Genomic DNA, 20387 nt, shown 5'->3' on the forward strand with positions numbered 1-20387 from the left:
AGAGAGATAATTAAATTATCTCTCTTATTTATGTGGTGACATTGTATGAATTATTATTAAGGATTGATTTTTATTTTACTAATTCAATTGCATCTTTAGATAAATAAAAATCTTTTCCATTATAAACTGTTACTCCTGTTAGTTCTATTGTTTTTCCATCTTTTATAGCAATATTTTTATTTTCAGGAAATTCAATTTTTGTATTGTCTTTTGTTACTTCTAAGACCGGATTGTTTTCATCGGAAGTATTTATATTAATTTTTGCACCTATTTTTTCAAATTCCTCTTTTGCGTTAACAAAAAGAGTGTCTGTAACTTCTTTTAAATCAAAGCCAAATACTTTTGCAATATATTTTGGTATGTCGGTGTTTTCTATTGTTCCAGATAGTTTTTCTACTTTTTCAGGTGTATATATAAACAAAGGTACTTCTCCACCCGTATGATTACCACTAGTAAACCCTATTCCTGATCTTTCAGCTATCATTGGTCCAATTATAGCATTTAATGTTCCTTCTTCCGCCTTCTCTATTTCGGCTATTTCTTCTTCAGATAAATCTGTTATACCAAAATATTCAGCTATTGTTTCTTCTATTTTTTCGGGATTTTCCTTTAGTTTATTTTCTACACCTTCACCTGTTAATTTTGCTTTTGATAAAGGCTCCATATATTCCGATATGTTTTTTCTTTCATCTGTTCTATTTCCTAATGTAATACCACTATTAGCGTGGTCCGTAACTGAAATTACTACAGTTTCTTTGTTTTCCTCTGCATAATCCAAGGCAACACCTACTGCCTCATCATAGGCTAATGCATCAGAGATTATGCCTATTGGATCATTTGCATGAGCAGCCCAGTCTATTTTACTAGCTTCTACCATTAAGAAAAATCCATCTTCATCTTTTGATAATAATTCTATTGCCTTACTAGTCATTTCAGCTAAAGATATATCGTCTTCGTTTTTATCCATATCATAAGGTAAAGCAGTTTCAGCTAACATAGCCCAAACTTTTCCTTCTTTAACTTTTTCTAATTCTTCTTTACTTTCAACATAGTTATAGTCTTTTTCATTTATAATCTTCTTTAAATCCTCTTTGTCTTCTCTTTCTTCTGGTGACAGGAATTTACTTCCTCCAGATATGACTACATCCATATTTTGATAAACTTGTTGTTCTCCTATGGTATTATAATCATTTCTATCTAAGCTATGAGAGGAATAACCTGCAGGTGTTGCATGCATTATTTCACAAGTTGCTACTAATCCTGTAGCTTTACCTTGTAGTTTAGCACCTTCTAATACAGATGCAACAGGTTTTGATTTGTCTTCTTCTGCGACTTTTTCAATTCCAGGCATTGTATATTCTTCCCCTAGAACTCCTATTCTTCCATTTTCAGATTTATTTCCAGTTGCTAAAGCTGTACTTGCTGCTGCTGAATCGGTTATTGCTGCATTTCCGGAATATGTTCTAACTAAACCATTTGCCAAAGAATCTACGTTTAATTCTTTGCCACCATTGTACCATCTTGCTAGGGCTAAGACATCTACGCTCATTCCGTCAGGTATAATCATTATCACATTTTTAGCCAGTTCTTTTTCATTGTCTAAAACCACTTTTTCACTTGATTTTGATGTTGTATTCTTACATCCGGTAAACAATAGACCAATTACCAATAATAAACTTATAATTTTTTTCTTCATAATTCCTCCTCATATTTCTATTTTTATTATAAGTGGGAATTATTAGAAATATATTTAATCCATGTAAAAAGTATTTAAATAAAAGTCTCTTTGTAAATTTAAAGTAAAATAATAACCAGACATATTTTTTTAGAATTACTAGAAGATTTTTTCTATGATATAATTTAATGATATGAGGTGAAAAATGAGTCGTAATAAAACTTTTTTCAAAATGGGAATGCACAATGGAATACCAATTATGTTAGGTTATTTTACAGTATCTTTTACTTTTGGTATACAAGCAAGTCATATTGGCTTAAATGCAATTGATGCTGCTCTTATTTCCTTAACAAATTTAACTTCAGCGGGGCAATTTGCCGGTCTTGGAATTATTGCTGCTAACAGTCCATTTTTTGAAATGGCAATTTCCCAAATTATAATAAATTCCAGATATTTATTAATGTCTAGTTCTTTATCACAAAAAATTGAACACAACACTTCTTTTATTAAGAGAGCTGTTATGGCATTTGGTACAACTGATGAAATTTATAGCCTTGCAATTACTTCTAAACAACCACTAAGTCCCTATTATGTATATGGTATGATGGCAGTTGCTATACCTGGGTGGACTTTAGGCACTTTTTTTGGTGTTATTCTTGGCGATATTCTTCCAAGTACACTTGTTTCAGCCTTGAATATAGCACTTTATGCAATGTTAATAAGCGCTATTATCCCTGCTACAAAAAACAATGAAAAAATTGCAATTATTATTACAATTTCTATGTTTGTAAGCTTTTTATTTACGATTATTCCATATTTAAAAGAATTAAGTTCCGGAATACACATTATAATTATAAGTATTGTATTAACCAGTATATTTGCAATTATATTTCCTTTAAAGGAGGAAGGTCATGAATAATTTATATATTTACATTTTAGTTATGGCAATAGTTACCTACTTAATTAGAGCTATTCCTTTAACTTTAATAAGAAAAGAAATAAATAATAAATTTATTAAGTCTTTTCTCTATTATGTGCCTTATGTAACTCTTTCAGTATTGATTTTTCCTGCCATACTATATTCTACTAGCTCAATTATCTCTGCAATTATAGTATTTATTATTGCAATTATACTATCCTATAGAAAACTAAATATGATGACCGTTGCAATTATATCCTGCTTGACTGTTTTTATTATTGAATACCTATTATTATAAAAAGAAAATCCATATTGGATAATAACTCCAATATGGATTTTTTTCTTTAAAATATTAATGATAGTATTAAGGCTACTACAAAACCTGTAACTCCAACTATTGTTTCCATTACTGTCCATGTCTTTAAAGTTGTTTTTTCATCAATTCTCAATAGTGACTTTACTAGCCAAAAACCGGAATCGTTGAAATGTGAAAACGCTGTGGAACCACCTGCAATTGCCATTGTAATACAAGCCAATTGCATTGGAGGTAATGTTGCTATTACAGGCATTGTAGCAACTATCCCTGCCGCCATTGTCATTGCTACTGTTGATGAACCTACTGAAACCCTTACAAGCGCTGCTATAATAAAGGCAACTACTACTATTGGTAAATTTGCAGATGATACTGCATCGCCTATTACTGTACCAATTCCTGAGTTCTGTAAGATATATCTTAAGGATCCACCACAAGCAGTAACTAAGAGTATCATACCTGTTGGTTCTAAGGATTTAGTCATTACTTCCTCTAATTCTTCCTTAGAGTATCCATGTTTAAATCCTAATAGTACCATTGCAACTAATACTGCAATAGTCAAGGCTATAAAAGGTTCTCCAAGAAAACCAAGTACTGGCTTTATTTTATTTGCAATATCATTATCCAATATTTTTACTATTGAATTTAATATAATTAATACTAAAGGAATCATAATAATTCCAACTATTGTGCCAAATTTAGGCAATTTTGATTCATCAAAATCTTCATCTAATGATAATTGTTTTGGTGGTGCAATATAATATTTCTTTCCTACATAGGAACCAAATATCGGACCGGCTAAAATCATTGCTAGGGTACCACATAAAAGACCTATCATTATAACCCATCCTAATTCAACATTTAACATCTTTGCTACTAAAACAGGTCCTGGTGTTGGTGGAATAAAAGCATGTCCTACAGCAAGTCCTGCTAATAGAGGTATTGCATAGTACAAAGATGAACGTTTTGTTCTTCTAGCTAATGAGAAAGCAAGAGGTATTAAAATTATTAAACCTGCATCGAAAAATACCGGTATTGCTATAATTAAACCCGTAATTCCTAACGCCCATGCTGCTTTTTCATCTCCAAATTTATTAACCATGGTAATGGCTAATGTCTGTGCCCCTCCTGAAATTTCAAGTATTGCTCCAAACATGGAACCTAAACCTACAAGTAAGGCAATTCCCTTTAAGGTTTCTCCTATACCTTGGTTTACAGAATTAATGATTTCTTGAAATGGCATTCCCGCTATTAAGCCTATAGATATAGCACCTATTAAAATAGCTATCATAGCTTGAACTTTAAATTTTATAATTAATACTAGTAATATTAATAAGCCTATTATGGCAGCTATTACCAGTCTAGTAGGATCAAGTTGTAAAGGTTCTGGTGAAACAGCTGCTGCTAAAAACAAATTCATAAACATGTTGTCCTCCTTGTCCTATATGGTTAAACCATATAGCCACCTTTCATTGGTGAAACTGCATGATCTGCATATATTTTTAAAACTCCCTTTTTATACTTAGCTTCTTTTGGTGTCCAATTTTTTCTTCTTTCCTCCAGAATCTTATCCACTTCTTCTTTAGGTAATTCCTTACCATTAATCCCTACTATTTCCAAAATTCTTTCTGGTATATCTATTTTTATTAAATCATTTTCTTCTACTAATGCTATTGGACCTCCATCAGCTGCTTCCGGTGAAACATGACCTATAGCCGGTCCTTTTGATGCTCCTGAAAACCTTCCATCTGTAATTAAAGCAATTGTTTTTCCTAATTCTTCATCTGAAGAAATAGCTTCTGTTGTATAAAACATCTCCGGCATTCCTGAACCTTTTGGTCCTTCGTAGCGTATAAATACCGCATCGCCAGGTTTAATTTCCTTCTTTAATACAGCTGCTAAAGCCTCTTCTTCACTATCAAAAGGTCTAGCTTTTAAAACAGCCTTAAACATTTCTTTTGGTACTGCAGAATGTTTTACTACAGAACCTTCAGGTGCTAAGTTACCTCTTAAAATAGCAACTGTTCCATCCTTCCCTATTGGATCATCAAAAGTTCTTATTACATCTGTTCTTTTAATTTTCCAAGGTTCTAAGTGTTTTTCAGCTTTTTCATAAAATCCATTTTTCTTTAATTCTTCTAAATTTTCTCCTAGAGTTTTTCCTGTTACCGTCATTACATCTAAATGTAATTGTGACTTTATTTCTTCCATTACTGCCGGAACTCCTCCTGCATAATAGAAAAATTGAGCCGGCCATTTTCCTGCTGGTCTAATATCTAAAAGATAATGAGCTCCTCTGTGCATTTTGTCAAATGTGTCTGAATCTATTTCAAAACCCATTTCATGAGCCATTGCCGGTATGTGTAAAAGTGAATTAGTTGAACCGGATATAGCCGCATGTACCATAATTGCATTTTCAAAGGATTTCATTGTAACAATATCTGACACTTTTAAATTCATTTCTACAAGTTTCATAGCTTGTTTTCCAGCTAAATAAGCTTGTTCCTTTAACTCATCAGATGTTGCCGGCATAAGTGTTGACCCTGGTAAAGCAAGGCCTAATGCTTCTGCCATAATTTGCATAGTTGATGCTGTTCCCATAAAGGAACATGCTCCACAAGAAGGACAAGCATTATGTTTATAGTATGTAAGTTTTTCTTTTGTTATTTCCCCCCTTTGTTCCATCGCTGAATACATTCCAATTTGTTCCAAGGTTAATAAGTCTGGGCCTGCGTCCATAACTCCACCTGCTACTACAATTGATGGCATGTCCAATCTAGCTAAGCCCATTAAAGCTCCTGGCATGGATTTGTCACAACTTGCAATAAATACCCCTGCATCAAAACCTGTAGAATTACCATGTATTTCTATCATATTTGCAATCATCTCACGACTTACTAGTGAATAATTTATTCCGTCATGTCCTTGTGCTATTCCATCACAAATATCAGTTGCAAAATACCTTGCAGGTTTACCGCCTTCGTCAATAATTCCCCTGGTTACCTCTTCAATAAGCTTGTCTAGGTGAGCACTTCCCGGGTGGCTGTCACCGAAGGAGCTTTCTACCATAATCTGTGGTTTCTCTAAATCTTCCACTGTCCAACCCATTCCCATTTTCAAAGGATCGTTTTCCGGAGCTAAAGCCCTAACCTTTTGACTGTGTAATTTCATAATTACCTCCTTTTTAGTCATAACGTTTTCTTTAAAGACATCTGATGTTTCTTGTTTTTAATATATCATTTTTAGATAAATATATCAAGTCATCATATGACTTTTGCAAAATTAAAGTTATTTTCTTATACTTTATATAAGTTTTATATATAGATATTTTAAAAATAAACAATAAAAAAGTGTACTTTAAACGATTAAAATACACTTTCAAATTTATTTTTATATTTTTCTTTCTTTTTCTTTTTTCATTAGTTTTTTTATTAAATTCCTGTTATATGTCATGTGCATCATCATTGCAGTTTTTGCACCTATTGTATCTCTTTCTGAAATAGCATCGACTACTGCCCTATGAGTTAAAATGGTTTCTTCTGTTAATTGTTTATGGGTTACATTTACAAACATCATTACTGCTGTATCAATAATTGGAATTAACTGTTCTACTACCATATTTTTAGAACTTTTGGCTACATAGGTATGAAAATTTATATCATCTTCTATATAGTTTTCATCCTTTTCAATTTTTTCTTCAATTATTTTACATAGTTCATATAACTTTTCAATATCATCTTCTGTTGCTTTTTGAGCAGCCATTTCTGCAATTCCAGGTTCTAATAATATTCTAAGATCTGCCAAGTCCATGGCTAAAGCCATTTTATCTTCAATGGCGCTAAGACCTAAGGGATCAATATCCTTTGGCATCTTATTTATTACATATGTTCCTGAACCTCTCCTAACCTCCAATATTCCATCGGATTCTAGTAATTTTACAGCTTCTCTAATTGTACTTCTTCCTACACCAAATTTTTCAGCCAGTTCAAATTCATTTGGCAATTTGTCGCCTATACTTAAATTGGACTTAATTATATAGTTGTATATTTCCTCTTCTATTTGCTCTGCTAATAGTTTAGTTTTAATTTTTGAAAATTCACTCATATTTATTAAGTGCTTTCGCACTTCCCTCTCTAAATTTTTTTGGCATAGATTTATAAATAATAAAAATTATCCCAAAACAGCTTCTACAGCTTGTTTAGGAATACCTATTTTTTCGACCATTACTTCGCCTTCATAATTAAGAAGGCCTTTTTTCATAAGTCCTAATGTAACTACTAAGTCAGCATTTACAGATGTACCGTGAATAGCACCAGTATCTGCATCTAAACCACTTGGAATATCTATTGAAAAAATAAAGGCATTTGAAGAGTTTAATAAATCTATTATTTCAAATATTATTCCCCTTATGCCACTATTTAAACCTGTTCCAAAAATACCATCTATAACTATTGAATCTTCACCAAGATTTTCCTTAAGTTTTAATAAATCATCCTTGTTTTCTAAAACTATAATATTTCCACCTATGTTTTTAAGGATATTATAGTTTATTTTAAAGTCCTTGCTAGCTTTTTCTAGATTTCCGGCTATATAAATATAGGTTTCCTTTTCTTCAAGAATTAAATCCCTAGCCATAGCTAAGGCATCTCCACCATTATTACCAACGCCAGCTACTATAATATATTTTTCGTATCCATCTAATGGAATATAATTTATCATAGCATTTTTAGCATTTTCCATAAGTACAATTGAAGGAATTCCAATTTTTTCAATTGCATATTTGTCAATATTTCTCATCTGTTCTGCTGTTACAGTAATCATAATTCCTCCTTTCCTATTTTTTACCTCTTAAATCATCGCCTAATATTTTATATTTTTCAAAGTCTTTAATCCTAGAATATATTCTTTCATCATAAACCCTGCTTATTTCATTAAATCCTATATTTGTAGAAATAATAATCGGTTTTTTTTGTATTATTCTAGTATTTAGTAAATTAAAAAGATTTGCTACAGATTGATCTGTAATATATTCTGTTCCTAGGTCATCTATAATTAATAGATCTGCCTGGACTATAAGATTATATTTTTCTCTATTTTCTACCATTCTATTAAAGGCATCATATTGATTGGCCCTTAATTGCTGCATTAAATCCGAAGCAGTCATATAGACAACATTATATCCCCTTTTAATAACCTCACTTGAAATTGAATTACAAATATATGTTTTTCCTACTCCTACATCTCCACTAATATATAGTGATTTGCTTTTTATTGAAAAATTCTCAGAATATTCTTTAAATTTTTTAAATAATATTTGAATAACTTCCCTTGGTGAAATTTGTTCATTTTCTTTTTTCTCTTCCCTAAATAGACTAAAGTCAAAATTTTCAAAGGTTTCAGTATCTATTGCTTGGTACATATTTGCCTTTTTAAAACGAATTCTATTTATAATATTCCTTTTACATACGCAAATCTTACCATTAATTTCCCCTTCATCTTTACAAATATTACAACTGTATATTTTATCTAAATAATCTGTAGGAAATCCCTTATTGACTAATAATTTCTTCCTATTGTTTTTTAAATTAGCTAAATCTTTTTCAACTAAGGAAATCTCTTCCTTAGTTCCATTTTTCATAATATTAATAAGCTCTAAATTTTTAAGTTTTATTTCATAACTTAGTAATCTATATTCCGGTATTTTTTTATTTATTTCAGCTTTTCTTTTTTCCAGTATAATATTATTCTTATGTCTGATTTTTTCTAATTTTTTATCAGCATAAATAAAATCATTCATCTTTATTCCTTTGTGCTAAATAATTTTTAATATATTCTAATTCCTCTGAATTCTCTTTAAAGTCAATATCCAGTTTATTTTCGTCACCACTTTTTGGTTTGTAGTATTTTCTCTTCTTTCTAATGTTAGCTTTTTTAGTTTTTTCACTATCTAAAAGATTGTAATAATCTTCAACTGTTCTAATTCCGTCTAAGTACCAATTTCTAATTATTCCAAAAACATAGTTAAAATTCATTTTACCGGTTTTCTTTTTTGAATACTCAAAGGCTTTTACTATTAAATCAGAAGAAACATTTGTGGTCTTTTGTAGGTCTAAAATATCCATAATATTTGTATTCGTTAGTGGTAATTCTAAAATATCCTCTATTTTTTCAAACATTTCTATATTGTTGTTTTTATTTAAAAACTTTTCTTCATTTCTATTATATTCATAAAACTGTTTTGAACCTAGTTGCAATTCCCTAATACTAATGAATTTATAATTATATTTTCCTGTTTCTACAACTAATTCCCTCGATATTATACCTACTTCAAGCCAATACTCTAAAGCTTTTTTAAAGTCATCTAAGCTCATTCCTAAGTCCTTTGATATATCATCTTCATCAAATTCATAGTTGTTGTCGTTTTTTAAAACCTGTCTATATAGATATAAATATACTTTAACAGCTTCTCCATCTGCTGTAGGCATCATTAAGTCTAAAAAAAGATTTTCAATAGGAGTTTCACCTAAATCTAAATTAAAAGTATCTAAACTAAATTTCATTATATTGCTCCTTTAATTTATATCTCCTATAATCTAAAGTCATTATATGTATCTTAGAGTAGATAATCCCATTATTTACAACAAAATTATCCCTATATTTTATATATTCGATTTCATCAAAATTAATATTTTGATTTTCAAACATTCCTAAATACTCAGATACATATCTAAATCCTAATTTTTTGTATAATTTAATAGCTCGTTCATTAAATTCATTTACTTCAAGATTCATTCTTTTCATATTCATTTCATTAAAATAATAGTCTAAAAATATACACATTGCTTTATATCCATATCCTTTTGAAATAAAGCTGGGATTTAAGACTATTCCTAAAGTTGAACTTTTCTTAAAAATATTAATATCTTTAATTCCAATATAACCTATAAAGTCATTATTGTAATTATATATAGCAAAATATTTATTTCGTATTCCAGATTTTTTACTATAATACCATATTTTTAATTCTTTTTGATTATACTTAGCTAAATCATAGTCGATAAATAATTTGTTACTATGTCTTCCCCAAGATTTTATTTTTAAAGCATCTTCTAATTCTAATTTCTTTATGACTAAGCTATTATCTTCTATTATTGTATTTTGTAATCTATGCTCCATAAAAACTACTATCTTCTTCCGATACTAAATCTGTAAATTTCGTATACTTCTTATTAAAGTATAGCTGTACTGTACCTGTTGGACCATTTCTATGCTTTGCAATTATTAAATCTGCAATATTTGGTCTTTCACTTTCCGGATTGTAATAATCATCCCTATATAACATCATTACTATGTCGGCATCTTGCTCAATTGCTCCAGACTCTCTCATATCTGAAAGCATAGGTCTTTTATCCGTCCTTGATTCAACAGCCCTAGAAAGCTGTGACAATGCGACTACCGGACAATTTAACTCCTTAGCAAGTCCCTTTAGTCCCCTTGAAATATTAGAAATTTCCTGTTGCCTATTTTCATTTCTACCTGAACCGTCTGTCATTAGTTGTAAATAGTCAATAAGAACTAGATCAAGACCTTCTTTAGATGAAAGTCTTCTACATTTTGACCTTAATTCCGTTAATGAAATACTAGATGTGTCATCTACAAAAATAGGTGTGTTTTCCATAATTCTTATTGCATTTCCCAACATTTCAAAATCATCTTCTTCCAATGTTCCTGAAATTATCTTTTGTAAGTCAATTAAGGACAATGAGCTTAAAAATCTTTGGGATAATTGTAGCTTACTCATTTCCAAAGAAAATATAGCTACATTTTTACCATCTAAAGCTGCACTTAAAGCCATATTTAAAGCCAGTGTGGTTTTTCCCATTGAAGGTCTTGCTGCAAGTAAAATCAAATCAGATTTTTGTAAACCCGATAGATGTTTGTTTAAGTCTATTAAACCTGTTGTAATACCTGTTAATCCACCTTCATTTAAGCTCATTTGATTAATTTGGTCAAGGGTTGCTTCTAAAATGTTACCTATTCTTTCTAAATCCCCCTTGTTTTTACTTTGACTAATACTATAAATTGAAGATTCTGCAAATTCCAATACTTCACTTACCGGATTATTAGAATAGCATTTTGTCATTATTTCATCGCTAGTTCTAATTAAATATCGTAATACAGCTTTTTCTTTAACTATTTTACTATAGGCCTCAACATTTGTTGGACCTGGTACAAATTCAGTTAAACTCATTAAATACTGCATTCCACCAATGAATTCTAATTTTCCTTCTTTGTTTAATTCTTCACTTAAGGTTACAAAATCTATTGCCTCTCCCTTATCTGTAAGATTAACAATGCTTTTGTATATTTCAGCATTTTTGTTTGCATAAAAATCATCATATTTTAAAATGCCTGTTGCAGTATCTATAGCATTCTTATCAAGAATCATAGATCCTAGAACAGACATTTCTGCATTTAAATCATGTGGAAATATTCTACTGCTTTCTGGTAAATTTTCCATAATTACTCCTTAGTAATTTCTACCTTAATATTAGCTATAACTTCAGGATAAATTCTAACTGGAAGATCTACAGTTTTTAAAGTTTTAATATTTTCCTTTAATTCAATTTTTCTTCTATCTACTTCTAAACCAACTTGTTTTTCTAAAGCTTCTGCAATATCTTTACTTGTAATAGCACCAAATAATCTATCACCTTCACCAACCTTAGCTTTAATAACAACTTTTTTACCTTCTAATTTTTCTTTTAAAGCCACTGCTTTTTCATATTCTTCTTTTCTTTTTTGTTCTAGTTCCTCTTGTTCTCTTTCCCAGTTTGCTAAATTTTCTTTAGTTGCTTCTAAAGCCAATTTGTTAGGTAGTAAAAAATTTCTTGCATATCCTGTTTTAGCATTTACAAGTTCCCCTTTTTTACCTAAACCCTTTACATCATCTATTAGTATTATTTTCATTATTGTCCTCCTCTAAATACTCATCTATAACTTTTTCTAATATCTTTAAAACCTCTTCAATACTACCCTCTACTTGAGCACCTGCTGAAGTTAAATGTCCTCCACCATCAAGTTTTTCTAAAATCAACTGTACAGATATTTCCCCTAAGCTTCTTCCGCTTATATGAACTTTATCATTATCCTTTGTTAAAACAAAAGAAGCTACAATATTATCTATATTTAATAATTCATCTGCCGATTGGGCAGCTATTAAAATTGACTCGGAAACTTCTTCATCAAGTATACCTATTGCAATTTTTTCCCTATAAATTTTTGCATTATATACTACTTCACCTTTGGTTTTAACTGTGTCCACACTGTCTTTAAACAATTGTTTAACTGCAATACTATCTGCTCCCTGTCTTTTTAATATTGATGCAGCCTCAAAGGTTCTAACACCTGTTTGTAATATAAAATTCTTAGTATCTACAGTTATACCCGCTAATAAGCCCTCTGCTACTATCTTAGGAATTTTTAGTTTTTCACTCATATATAACAACAATTCCGTAACAAGTTCAGAAGTTGATGATGCATGTGGTTCTAAATATGTTAAAACCGTATTTTCAATATAATCTCCACCTCTTCTATGGTGGTCAATTAATACAATATTTTCAGATAAATCTAAAAGTTCAGGACATTCTGAATGGGTTCTTCTATGGTGATCTAAAACCACTACAGTTGAATCACTTTTACATAATTCTATTGCTTCCTCAGGTTTAATAAACCTATCCTTTATATTTTCATCGGGATAGTTTTCCAACACAGAGTTGTATATTTTGTTAATAGCCGGCGTGATTTTATCAAGGACTATATAGCTTTTCTTACCTACAATATTTGCTATTTCCATTACACCTAAACAGGAGCCTATTGAATCCATATCTGGGTTTCTGTGTCCCATTATAAAGACATCTCCACCTTGCTCTATTAATTTCTCTAGTCCATTTGACATTACCCTTGCCTTAACAGAGCTACTTTTAATAGCAGATTGATTTTTCCCGCCAAAATATTCATAATGGTCCTCAATTTTAACAACAGCCTGATCTCCACCACGACCTATAGCAATATTAATACAAGCCCTTGCACTTTTATAGTTTTCTGATGGTGAAACTTCCTTAGTTCCAACTCCTATACTCAATGTTGGAGGAATTTTATTACCTTCGTCTAAGTCCCTTACTTCATCTAGAATATTAAATTTATTATCCATTACTTTTCTTAAATTTTCATAAGACATGGCTAAAAGATAATTATCCTGTTCAAATTTTATTGAAAAGCCATCATATACTTGAATAAAGCTGTTAATAATTCCATCGATTTTAGCAAAGACCAAGGGTCTGTGGTTTACTTCAGTATTTTCATATAACTCATCATAATTATCTATATTAATAGATATAACTGCCAAGGAATTGTTTAAAATCTCCTTAGATAATCTAAATTCTTCTGTATAGTCCACTCCATAAAGCAATGCATTGCTTTCTCCTGACTCATCGCTAAAGACATTTATAAAGAATTTATAGAACTTTCCTTCATAGTCTACTTCTATATACTCTTTTCCGGAAAAAAGCTCTTCAATATTGGCTTCTTTAAACATATTCCTTATGTCTATATTAATATAGGATTTTTCCGTTTCGCCAAAAATATTTTTAAACTTCGTATTATACCAAGTTATTTTGCCCTTTTCATTTAAAATAACTAAGGAAAATGGCATAGTAAAAATAGCTCTTCTAGTTATTTCATCAAATTGCTCATTAAATTTTTCTATAAATAATTCGAAATTTTTTTCTGATGAATAAATTACTTTATAGCCATAAAATCCCATATATGCTGTTACAATAAAGGACAGTACCCCAATTATTAAATTGTAATAGGAAATAATAATAGAGAAAATTACTAAAATAATATAAATTATAATAATATCCCTAATATTAAAATATTTAAACTTTTTCATTTTCTATCCTTTTAAACCTTTTTCTAAAGTTAACAAACATATCTATTAAGCCTATAGCTCCGTATAGAATGTCTCCTCTAAATAATCTAAAGGAAATAAGCACTAGTGGAATTATAAACCTAACAAATTTATTAACCCTACCTATAAGATAATAATCTACAAGTGCAATACCTGAAACTATAAAGATAAAATTAAATATTACAAGTACATTTTGAATTATTATACTATAGTATGGTACTTTAAAATAATAACATAATCCTAAAATTATAGTAATTAAAATTACAGGTATTATCATAACGCCACTTACTCTAATATTTATAAATCTAAAATTCTGTTTTATTTTAACTCCTCTTTTTCTTAGTCCATTTAATGAATATAAAAGAGAAGAATATTCAATAGTCAGTATTATTATTATAGCAATAGAAGGTAATAACATCTTCATAAGATTAAAGGAATCTTCCAGCAATTTTATAACTTCCTTTGTATCACCTAGGTTTGGAATCATGCCTACAAGCTCAGGTAAACTTACAATAATTTCATCTATTTTATTTAAAATTACAACAATTATATCTTTATCTAAAGCAAATTTAAGGTTCAAATAGCTAACTACAGATATAAAAATAAAGGCAAAGAAGTTTACCAGTATTATTTTGTTAAAACTATAATTATCTTTTATCATTTTACTCATTATAACTATCATCGGCAATAAAAACAGCAACAGTACACTAGCTATAATTGTACCCCCTGTAATAAATATAATGGCCATAGTTATTAAAAAGGAAATTATTCCATATTTCATACCATTTTTTACCGACAGAATAATAGAAGGAGCCGGTAATACAACAAAAGTAATTGGTATTATTGATGATAAAAAATAAAATATATATGACATGAAAACAGTATTTATTAGTTCTAAATTTTTTATATTCTTATTTTTAGATTCTATATTTAACACCTCCGTAAATAACATTATTATATCATATGCTATTATAACCTATCAAAAAAAAGAGCCTATTATTTAGGCTCCCATGATAAAATTGCTTCAAATTCAAATTTTTCTTTAGGTTTTAAATTAAACGGACTTTTATTGTAACTATCTAAAAAGCTTGGACCATTATAGGTTGGTTCTACACAAATATAATCATCTTTGAAATCTGACCATATAACAAAGGTATTAATATTTTTACCGGTGTATTTGAATTTATATTTTTTTGTTTCAAAACTAAGTTCATTTCCATCTAGGTAAACAGATTTTTCTAATTCTTCATTAGTAAAAGTGTTTCCATTGACTTTAACATAGCTGTTTTCACTTTTAAAATACGGATGAAATCCCGGTGCTATTAATAAATCCTTATTATCCCTATTAAAAAAAGTTAAACTCATTTTAAGTGTATTTTCCTTAATTTCATATTCTAAATAGGAATCTAAGTTGGAATATTCCTCTAATCCTCTTAAGAATAGGGCAATATAATTTTCTTTTTTATCTAATAAATCCCAATTAAAACCCCTTCCATAACCATGGTTTTTTAATTTCCCCGTACTGTCAATTCCAAAATTCGGCATACAGGAATGGATTCCTCCCCTTGTTTTTATACTACCATCTTCTTGCTTTAATTTTTTCATAGGATACAGAATATCTACTTTTGTATCCTTAAGGCTTTCAACAAAACCGCCTTCACTGTTAACATACATGCTTAAATTATCAATCTCTGAATAAAAATTCATTATTCCTCCATTTGTCCCTTTACCTTAATTAATATATCTAGGAGTTATACATTTGCTCTACCTTAGTATAACTATTATCTATTAAAGAATTTGTTACATAATCTCTTAATTCAACTGTAGTAACAACATTTCTATTATTTGCTTCAATTTTTCTATTAACTTCTCTAATTACTATTTCTATATCTGATTTTGTCATCATAGTACCTGCTGCATCTGAAGTATTTGCTAAGGAATTAAAAAGCTTATCCCTGTCAAACTTTTCCACAGTACCCTTCTTCTTAATTACATAAATACCTTCCTTATCCTTGTAGTAGTCACATACTATGTCTAATTTTAAATCCGATATAAATTTTAATATTTCTTTATCATTTAAATCGTTTTCAGTTATGTAGGTCTTAATGTCTTCTAAAATTTTCTTTTTATCCATTTCTTCCTCCTAAAATAATCAAAAAATATAATAACAAGTCTATTTATAAAAAGAGCAAGGTTGCCCTTGCTCTAGAAATAAAATTTCATAACTATCCTAAAATCTTAGTTACTACTCCTGCTCCTACTGTTCTTCCACCTTCTCTTATAGCAAATCTTAATCCTTCTTCTATTGCTATTGGTGTTATTAATTCTATAGTAAATTTAGCATTATCTCCTGGCATTACCATTTCTACGCCTTCTTCTAATTGAATAACTCCTGTTACATCTGTTGTTCTAAAGAAGAATTGTGGTCTATAACCTGAGAAAAATGGTGTATGTCTTCCACCTTCATCTTTTGTTAATACATATACTTCTGATTCGAATTTTGTATGTGGTTGAATTGTTCCTGGAGCCGCTAATACTTGTCCTCTTTCGATTTCTTCTCTTTGTACTCCTCTTAGTAATGCTCCTATGTTATCTCCTGCTTGTGCTTCGTCTAACATTTTCTTGAACATTTCTACTCCAGTTACTACTACTGTTCTCTTTTCGTCTGTTAAACCTATTATTTCTACGTTGTCTCCTACTTTTACTACTCCTCTTTCTACTCTACCAGTTGCTACTGTTCCTCTTCCTGTTATTGAGAAAATGTCTTCTACTGGCATTAAGAATGGTTGGTCAACGTCTCTTTCTGGTTCTGGAATATATTCATCTACTGCTTCCATTAATTCTACGATTTTGTCTCCCCACTCTCCGTCAGGATCTTCTAATGCTTTTAATGCAGATCCTACTACGATTGGTGCGTTGTCTCCATCATAATCATATTCGTTTAATAGATCTCTTACTTCCATTTCTACTAATTCTATTAATTCTGGATCATCTACTTGGTCTTCTTTGTTTAAGAATACTGCAATTTTTGGTATTCCTACTTGTCTTCCAAGTAATATATGTTCTCTTGTTTGTGGCATTGGACCATCTGCTGCAGATACTACTAGTATTGCTCCGTCCATTTGTGCTGCTCCTGTAATCATGTTCTTTACATAGTCAGCATGGCCTGGACAGTCTACGTGTGCGTAGTGTCTTTTTGGAGTTTCATATTCTACGTGAGAAGTTGATATTGTTATACCTCTTTCTCTTTCTTCTGGAGCCTTGTCTATATTTGCATAGTCAACAAATTCTCCACTTCCAAATCTTTTATTTAATACTAGTGTGATTGCTGCTGTTGTTGTTGTTTTACCATGGTCTACGTGACCTATTGTTCCTATATTTACGTGCGGTTTCGTTCTTTCAAATTTTTCTTTTCCCATTGATATCCTCCTGAAAATCCCCATAATTATTTTATAATACATCTTAATTTTAATACAGGGTAAGGAAATAATCAACTTTTAAATAGATTATTTAAAAGTTTTTCCTTAAAAACTATTTTTTAATATTAATATGAAAAAAAGGACATAAATAAAAGTATCTTTTTAATTCATATCCTTTCTGTATTATATACTATTATTTTAATATTTTTCCAATTTAAAGATATTTATAACATCACAATCCGGGCAACAAAATCTAATATCATTATTTTTTCCTTTAGGAATATCTCCACCATATCTTAATATATCTATATATGGAAAAGCTACATGCATAGCCATTGGACATAATTTTCCTCTTTCTGTATCAAAATCGAATACATCTCCTATCCTATGACCTCTATGACAATTATAATCGCCTTTTTTATCAATTAATGTAATTTTAATTTTTGTTTTCATTTTCTATTTTCCTTTTTTATAAAATGTATCTTTTAATGGTAAAGAAGTTCTAAATATTCCATCCTTATTATAGTAGGCATTTTGAATTGCCGCTACAAAAGGAATAGATGAAATCTCCCCAATGCCTTTAGCGCCGTATGCTAATTTTACATTGTTTTTTTCAATGAAAACAGATTTTATTTCCGGAACATCTGTTGCTCTTAACAAACCTAAGGTTCCATATTTTACCTTTGGTATTCCATTTTCTAGTGGAAAATCCTCTGTTAATGCATATCCCATACTCATTAATGTACCACCTTCTACTTGTCCTTCAATACTTTTAGGATTGATTACTTTTCCTACATCATGGGCTGCTAATGTTTTTACTACCTTCCCTTCCTTGTTTATAACAGCTACTTGTGTAGCATAACTATAGGCAACATGGCTTATTGGGTTTTTCTTCTTTGTACCTAATGGATCGGAATCAAAAGAAAATTCACCAATATACAGTTTTTTGTCTAAATTTTTTAAATCATATTTTTTTAAGTCCTCTTTTAATTTTAAAGAGGCTCTTCTTGCTGCCTCTCCCGCAAAAACAGTCTGTCTAGATGCTGTTGTAGTTCCTGAATCAGGTGTCGTACTTGTATTAGGATGATCTATTATTAATTTTTCCGGACTAATATTTAAAGTTTCACACACTACTTGGGTTAAAACCGTTTGAATACCTTGTCCAATACCCGCTGCAGAAGATCGTATATGAATTTTTCCATTGTCTATATATAAATTACATCTACCAACATCTTCAACACCAACTCCTAATCCTGCATTTTTTAATGTAGAAGCAATTCCAACATAATACTGATCCTTATTTAAATAATTATAGTAATAATCTTTACAAGCCTCTAATGTTTCAAGAAAAGCTGTTCCTTGTTCTGCAATTTGTCCATTTGGTAAAGGCTGACCAGGTCTAACCGCATTTCTAAACCTTATTTCCCATGGACTAATTCCAACTTTCTCTGCCAATTCGTTTAATGCAGATTCCATTGCAAAAGAGGATTGGGATACTCCGAATCCTCTAAAAGCTCCTGCAGGTGGATTATTTGTATAAACAGCCTTGCCTTCTATTTCTACATTTTCATAATAATAGGGACCACCGGCATGAGTACAGGCCCTTTCTAAGACCGGTCCTCCTAAAGAAGCATAAGCTCCTGTATCTGAAATAATTTGGGCTTTAGTTCCCAATATTTTCCCATTCTTATCACAACCAACTTTAAAATGCATATACATAGCATGTCTTTTAGGATGTATATTTATACTTTCCTGTCTGGATAAAAGAACTTTTACAGGTCTTTTTAAAAGAAATGCCATAATAGCTGCATGATGTTGTACACTCATATCCTCTTTTCCACCAAATCCACCACCTACATAGGCAGATTGTATTTCTACTTTTTCCTTTGCTAAGCCTAAAGCCTCTGATATTTCTCTGTATTCATCGTATATTCCCTGTCCTCCAGAAATAACCTTTATCCCATCAGCTTTTGGAATTCCTATTGCACATTCCGGCTCCATGAAAGCATGTTCAGTAAAGGGTGTATAGTAATCATGTTCCGATATAAAGTCAGCTTTTTCCAAAGCTTTATCTACATCTCCTCTCTTTAGTATTGGATTGTATAAAATATTGTTTTTAGGAATATAATGATTACCAAACTGATTAAATCCTTTTTTATGTATTTCATATGCCCCTTCTTTCATACTATCAAAAGGATTTGTTATAGGTTCTAGTTCTTCATAATCTATTCTTACTAATTTACTAGCTTCCTTTAGCTGTTCTTTAGTCTTAGTTACAATTAAGGCAACTGCGTCCCCAATATATCTTGTTTCCTCTCCTTCTGCTATTAAAACAGGCCAATCTTTTTGTAAATGACCAATATATCTTTCTCCAGGAATATCCTCTGCTGTATAAACAGCTAACACTCCAGGATGTTCCAAAGCTTTAGATTTATCTATTGAAAGTATTTTTGCCCTTGCAATTGGTAACCTTATAGCCTTACCGTACACCATTTCATCAATTACAATATCATCAACATATTTAGCTACTCCAAGTGTTTTAACCTTTGCATCTACTCTTACAAACTCCTCACCTATTTTCCCTTTAGAGTTTTCCTTAGAAATTGTTTTATTATCTCTGAAGATTTCTGCCGCTAGTAAAATAGCATCTTCAATTTTTACATATCCAGTACACCTACAAATATTACCTCTAATAGCTTTTTTTACATCATCTCTAGTTGGATTTGGGTTTTGGTCAATAAGGCCTTTTGCTGCAATTACCATACCTGGAATACAAAAACCACATTGAACAGCACCTGTTTTTCCAAAAGCATATGTATATATTTCCTTTTCCTTACTTGATAAGCCTTCTACAGTAATAACCGATTTGTTTTCGACTTTAGATAATCTAACAACACAAGCTTTCATTACCCTGCTATCTACCAATACTGAACAAGTTCCACATGCACCTTGATTGCAACCATTTTTTACCGATGTAATACTTAAATTATCCCTTAAAAAAGTTAATAGAGATATATCCTTACTATATTCATAGCCTTTTCCGTTAATCTTAAATTTATACATATATTACCTCCAGAAATATTATAAAA

At 30.4% G+C, this 20387-nt stretch carries 19 protein-coding genes; 2 read left to right on the forward strand and 17 right to left on the reverse strand.

Going from position 1 to position 20387, the window contains the following annotated elements; translation table 11 throughout:
- Positions 1-70: 70 nt before the first annotated feature.
- Positions 71-1696, reverse strand: coding sequence for an alkaline phosphatase (locus JFY71_RS00530; RefSeq protein WP_243661098.1), 1626 nt, complete (start codon positions 1694-1696; stop codon positions 71-73).
- A gap of 184 nt (positions 1697-1880) precedes the next feature.
- Here JFY71_RS00530 and JFY71_RS00535 point away from each other — a divergent pair, with 184 nt between their 5' ends.
- Together JFY71_RS00535 and JFY71_RS00540 are read left to right on the forward strand one after the other, a co-directional pair.
- The gene (locus tag JFY71_RS00535) at positions 1881-2594 is read left to right on the forward strand and encodes an AzlC family ABC transporter permease (RefSeq protein ID WP_243661099.1); all 714 of its coding nucleotides are present in this window, start codon (positions 1881-1883) and stop codon (positions 2592-2594) included.
- Positions 2587-2892 carry an AzlD domain-containing protein gene (locus JFY71_RS00540; protein WP_243661100.1) on the forward strand — a complete coding sequence of 102 codons (306 nt, stop codon included), beginning with the start codon at positions 2587-2589 and terminating at the stop codon, positions 2890-2892. Before JFY71_RS00535 ends, JFY71_RS00540 begins: the two co-directional genes overlap by 8 nt.
- Positions 2893-2938: 46 nt before the next feature.
- Here the strand turns inward: JFY71_RS00540 and JFY71_RS00545 are convergent, their stop codons facing one another.
- The 16 genes from JFY71_RS00545 to xdh all read right to left on the reverse strand — a co-directional run bounded on the left by JFY71_RS00545 (position 2939) and on the right by xdh (position 20361).
- Positions 2939-4333, reverse strand: coding sequence for a GntP family permease (locus JFY71_RS00545; RefSeq protein ID WP_243661101.1), 1395 nt, complete (start codon positions 4331-4333; stop codon positions 2939-2941).
- Positions 4334-4356: 23 nt separating this feature from the next.
- Complete coding sequence (gene ilvD / locus JFY71_RS00550) at positions 4357-6078, reverse strand: dihydroxy-acid dehydratase (protein ID WP_243661102.1); 1722 nt, start codon at positions 6076-6078, stop codon at positions 4357-4359.
- Between the two features lie 219 nt (positions 6079-6297).
- Positions 6298-7032: a FadR/GntR family transcriptional regulator gene (locus tag JFY71_RS00555; protein ID WP_243661103.1), complete on the reverse strand. Its 735-nt coding sequence runs from the start codon at positions 7030-7032 to the stop codon at positions 6298-6300.
- Positions 7033-7077: 45 nt separating this feature from the next.
- Positions 7078-7728, reverse strand: coding sequence for an NAD(P)H-hydrate epimerase (locus tag JFY71_RS00560; protein ID WP_243661104.1), 651 nt, complete (start codon positions 7726-7728; stop codon positions 7078-7080).
- Positions 7729-7741: 13 nt separating this feature from the next.
- Positions 7742-8704 carry an ATP-binding protein gene (locus tag JFY71_RS00565; protein WP_243661105.1) on the reverse strand — a complete coding sequence of 321 codons (963 nt, stop codon included), beginning with the start codon at positions 8702-8704 and terminating at the stop codon, positions 7742-7744.
- Complete coding sequence (locus JFY71_RS00570) at positions 8697-9467, reverse strand: DnaD domain-containing protein (RefSeq protein WP_243661106.1); 771 nt, start codon at positions 9465-9467, stop codon at positions 8697-8699. Before JFY71_RS00570 ends, JFY71_RS00565 begins: the two co-directional genes overlap by 8 nt.
- Positions 9457-10083, reverse strand: a complete 627-nt coding sequence (locus tag JFY71_RS00575) for a GNAT family N-acetyltransferase (protein ID WP_243661107.1) — start codon at positions 10081-10083, stop codon at positions 9457-9459. Before JFY71_RS00575 ends, JFY71_RS00570 begins: the two co-directional genes overlap by 11 nt.
- Entirely contained in the window at positions 10073-11428 is a 1356-nt protein-coding gene (gene dnaB / locus JFY71_RS00580) for a replicative DNA helicase (RefSeq protein ID WP_243661108.1), read from the reverse strand. Before dnaB ends, JFY71_RS00575 begins: the two co-directional genes overlap by 11 nt.
- 2 nt (positions 11429-11430) lie before the next feature.
- Entirely contained in the window at positions 11431-11877 is a 447-nt protein-coding gene (gene rplI, locus JFY71_RS00585) for a 50S ribosomal protein L9 (RefSeq protein WP_243661109.1), read from the reverse strand.
- Positions 11855-13861, reverse strand: a complete 2007-nt coding sequence (locus JFY71_RS00590) for a DHH family phosphoesterase (RefSeq protein WP_243661110.1) — start codon at positions 13859-13861, stop codon at positions 11855-11857. The genes rplI and JFY71_RS00590 overlap by 23 nt, the downstream gene beginning before the upstream one ends.
- Entirely contained in the window at positions 13848-14831 is a 984-nt protein-coding gene (locus JFY71_RS00595; RefSeq protein ID WP_243661111.1) for a DUF2232 domain-containing protein, read from the reverse strand. Before JFY71_RS00595 ends, JFY71_RS00590 begins: the two co-directional genes overlap by 14 nt.
- A gap of 44 nt (positions 14832-14875) precedes the next feature.
- The gene (locus JFY71_RS00600; protein WP_243661112.1) at positions 14876-15586 is read right to left on the reverse strand and encodes an aldose epimerase family protein; all 711 of its coding nucleotides are present in this window, start codon (positions 15584-15586) and stop codon (positions 14876-14878) included.
- Between the two features lie 37 nt (positions 15587-15623).
- Entirely contained in the window at positions 15624-16013 is a 390-nt protein-coding gene (locus JFY71_RS00605; protein WP_243661113.1) for an ATP cone domain-containing protein, read from the reverse strand.
- Between the two features lie 91 nt (positions 16014-16104).
- Positions 16105-17298, reverse strand: coding sequence for an elongation factor Tu (gene tuf, locus JFY71_RS00610; protein ID WP_243661114.1), 1194 nt, complete (start codon positions 17296-17298; stop codon positions 16105-16107).
- A 198-nt stretch (positions 17299-17496) separates the two neighbouring features.
- On the reverse strand, positions 17497-17751 hold the full coding sequence (locus tag JFY71_RS00615) for a TIGR04076 family protein (protein WP_243661115.1): 255 nt from the start codon (positions 17749-17751) through the stop codon (positions 17497-17499).
- A 3-nt stretch (positions 17752-17754) separates the two neighbouring features.
- A complete protein-coding gene (xdh, locus tag JFY71_RS00620; protein WP_243661116.1) occupies positions 17755-20361 on the reverse strand; it encodes a selenium-dependent xanthine dehydrogenase in 2607 nt (868 codons plus the stop codon).
- Positions 20362-20387: the final 26 nt, after the last annotated feature.

The sequence above is a fragment of the Miniphocaeibacter halophilus genome (genome assembly GCF_016458825.1).
Taxonomy (GTDB): domain Bacteria; phylum Bacillota; class Clostridia; order Tissierellales; family Peptoniphilaceae; genus Miniphocaeibacter; species Miniphocaeibacter halophilus.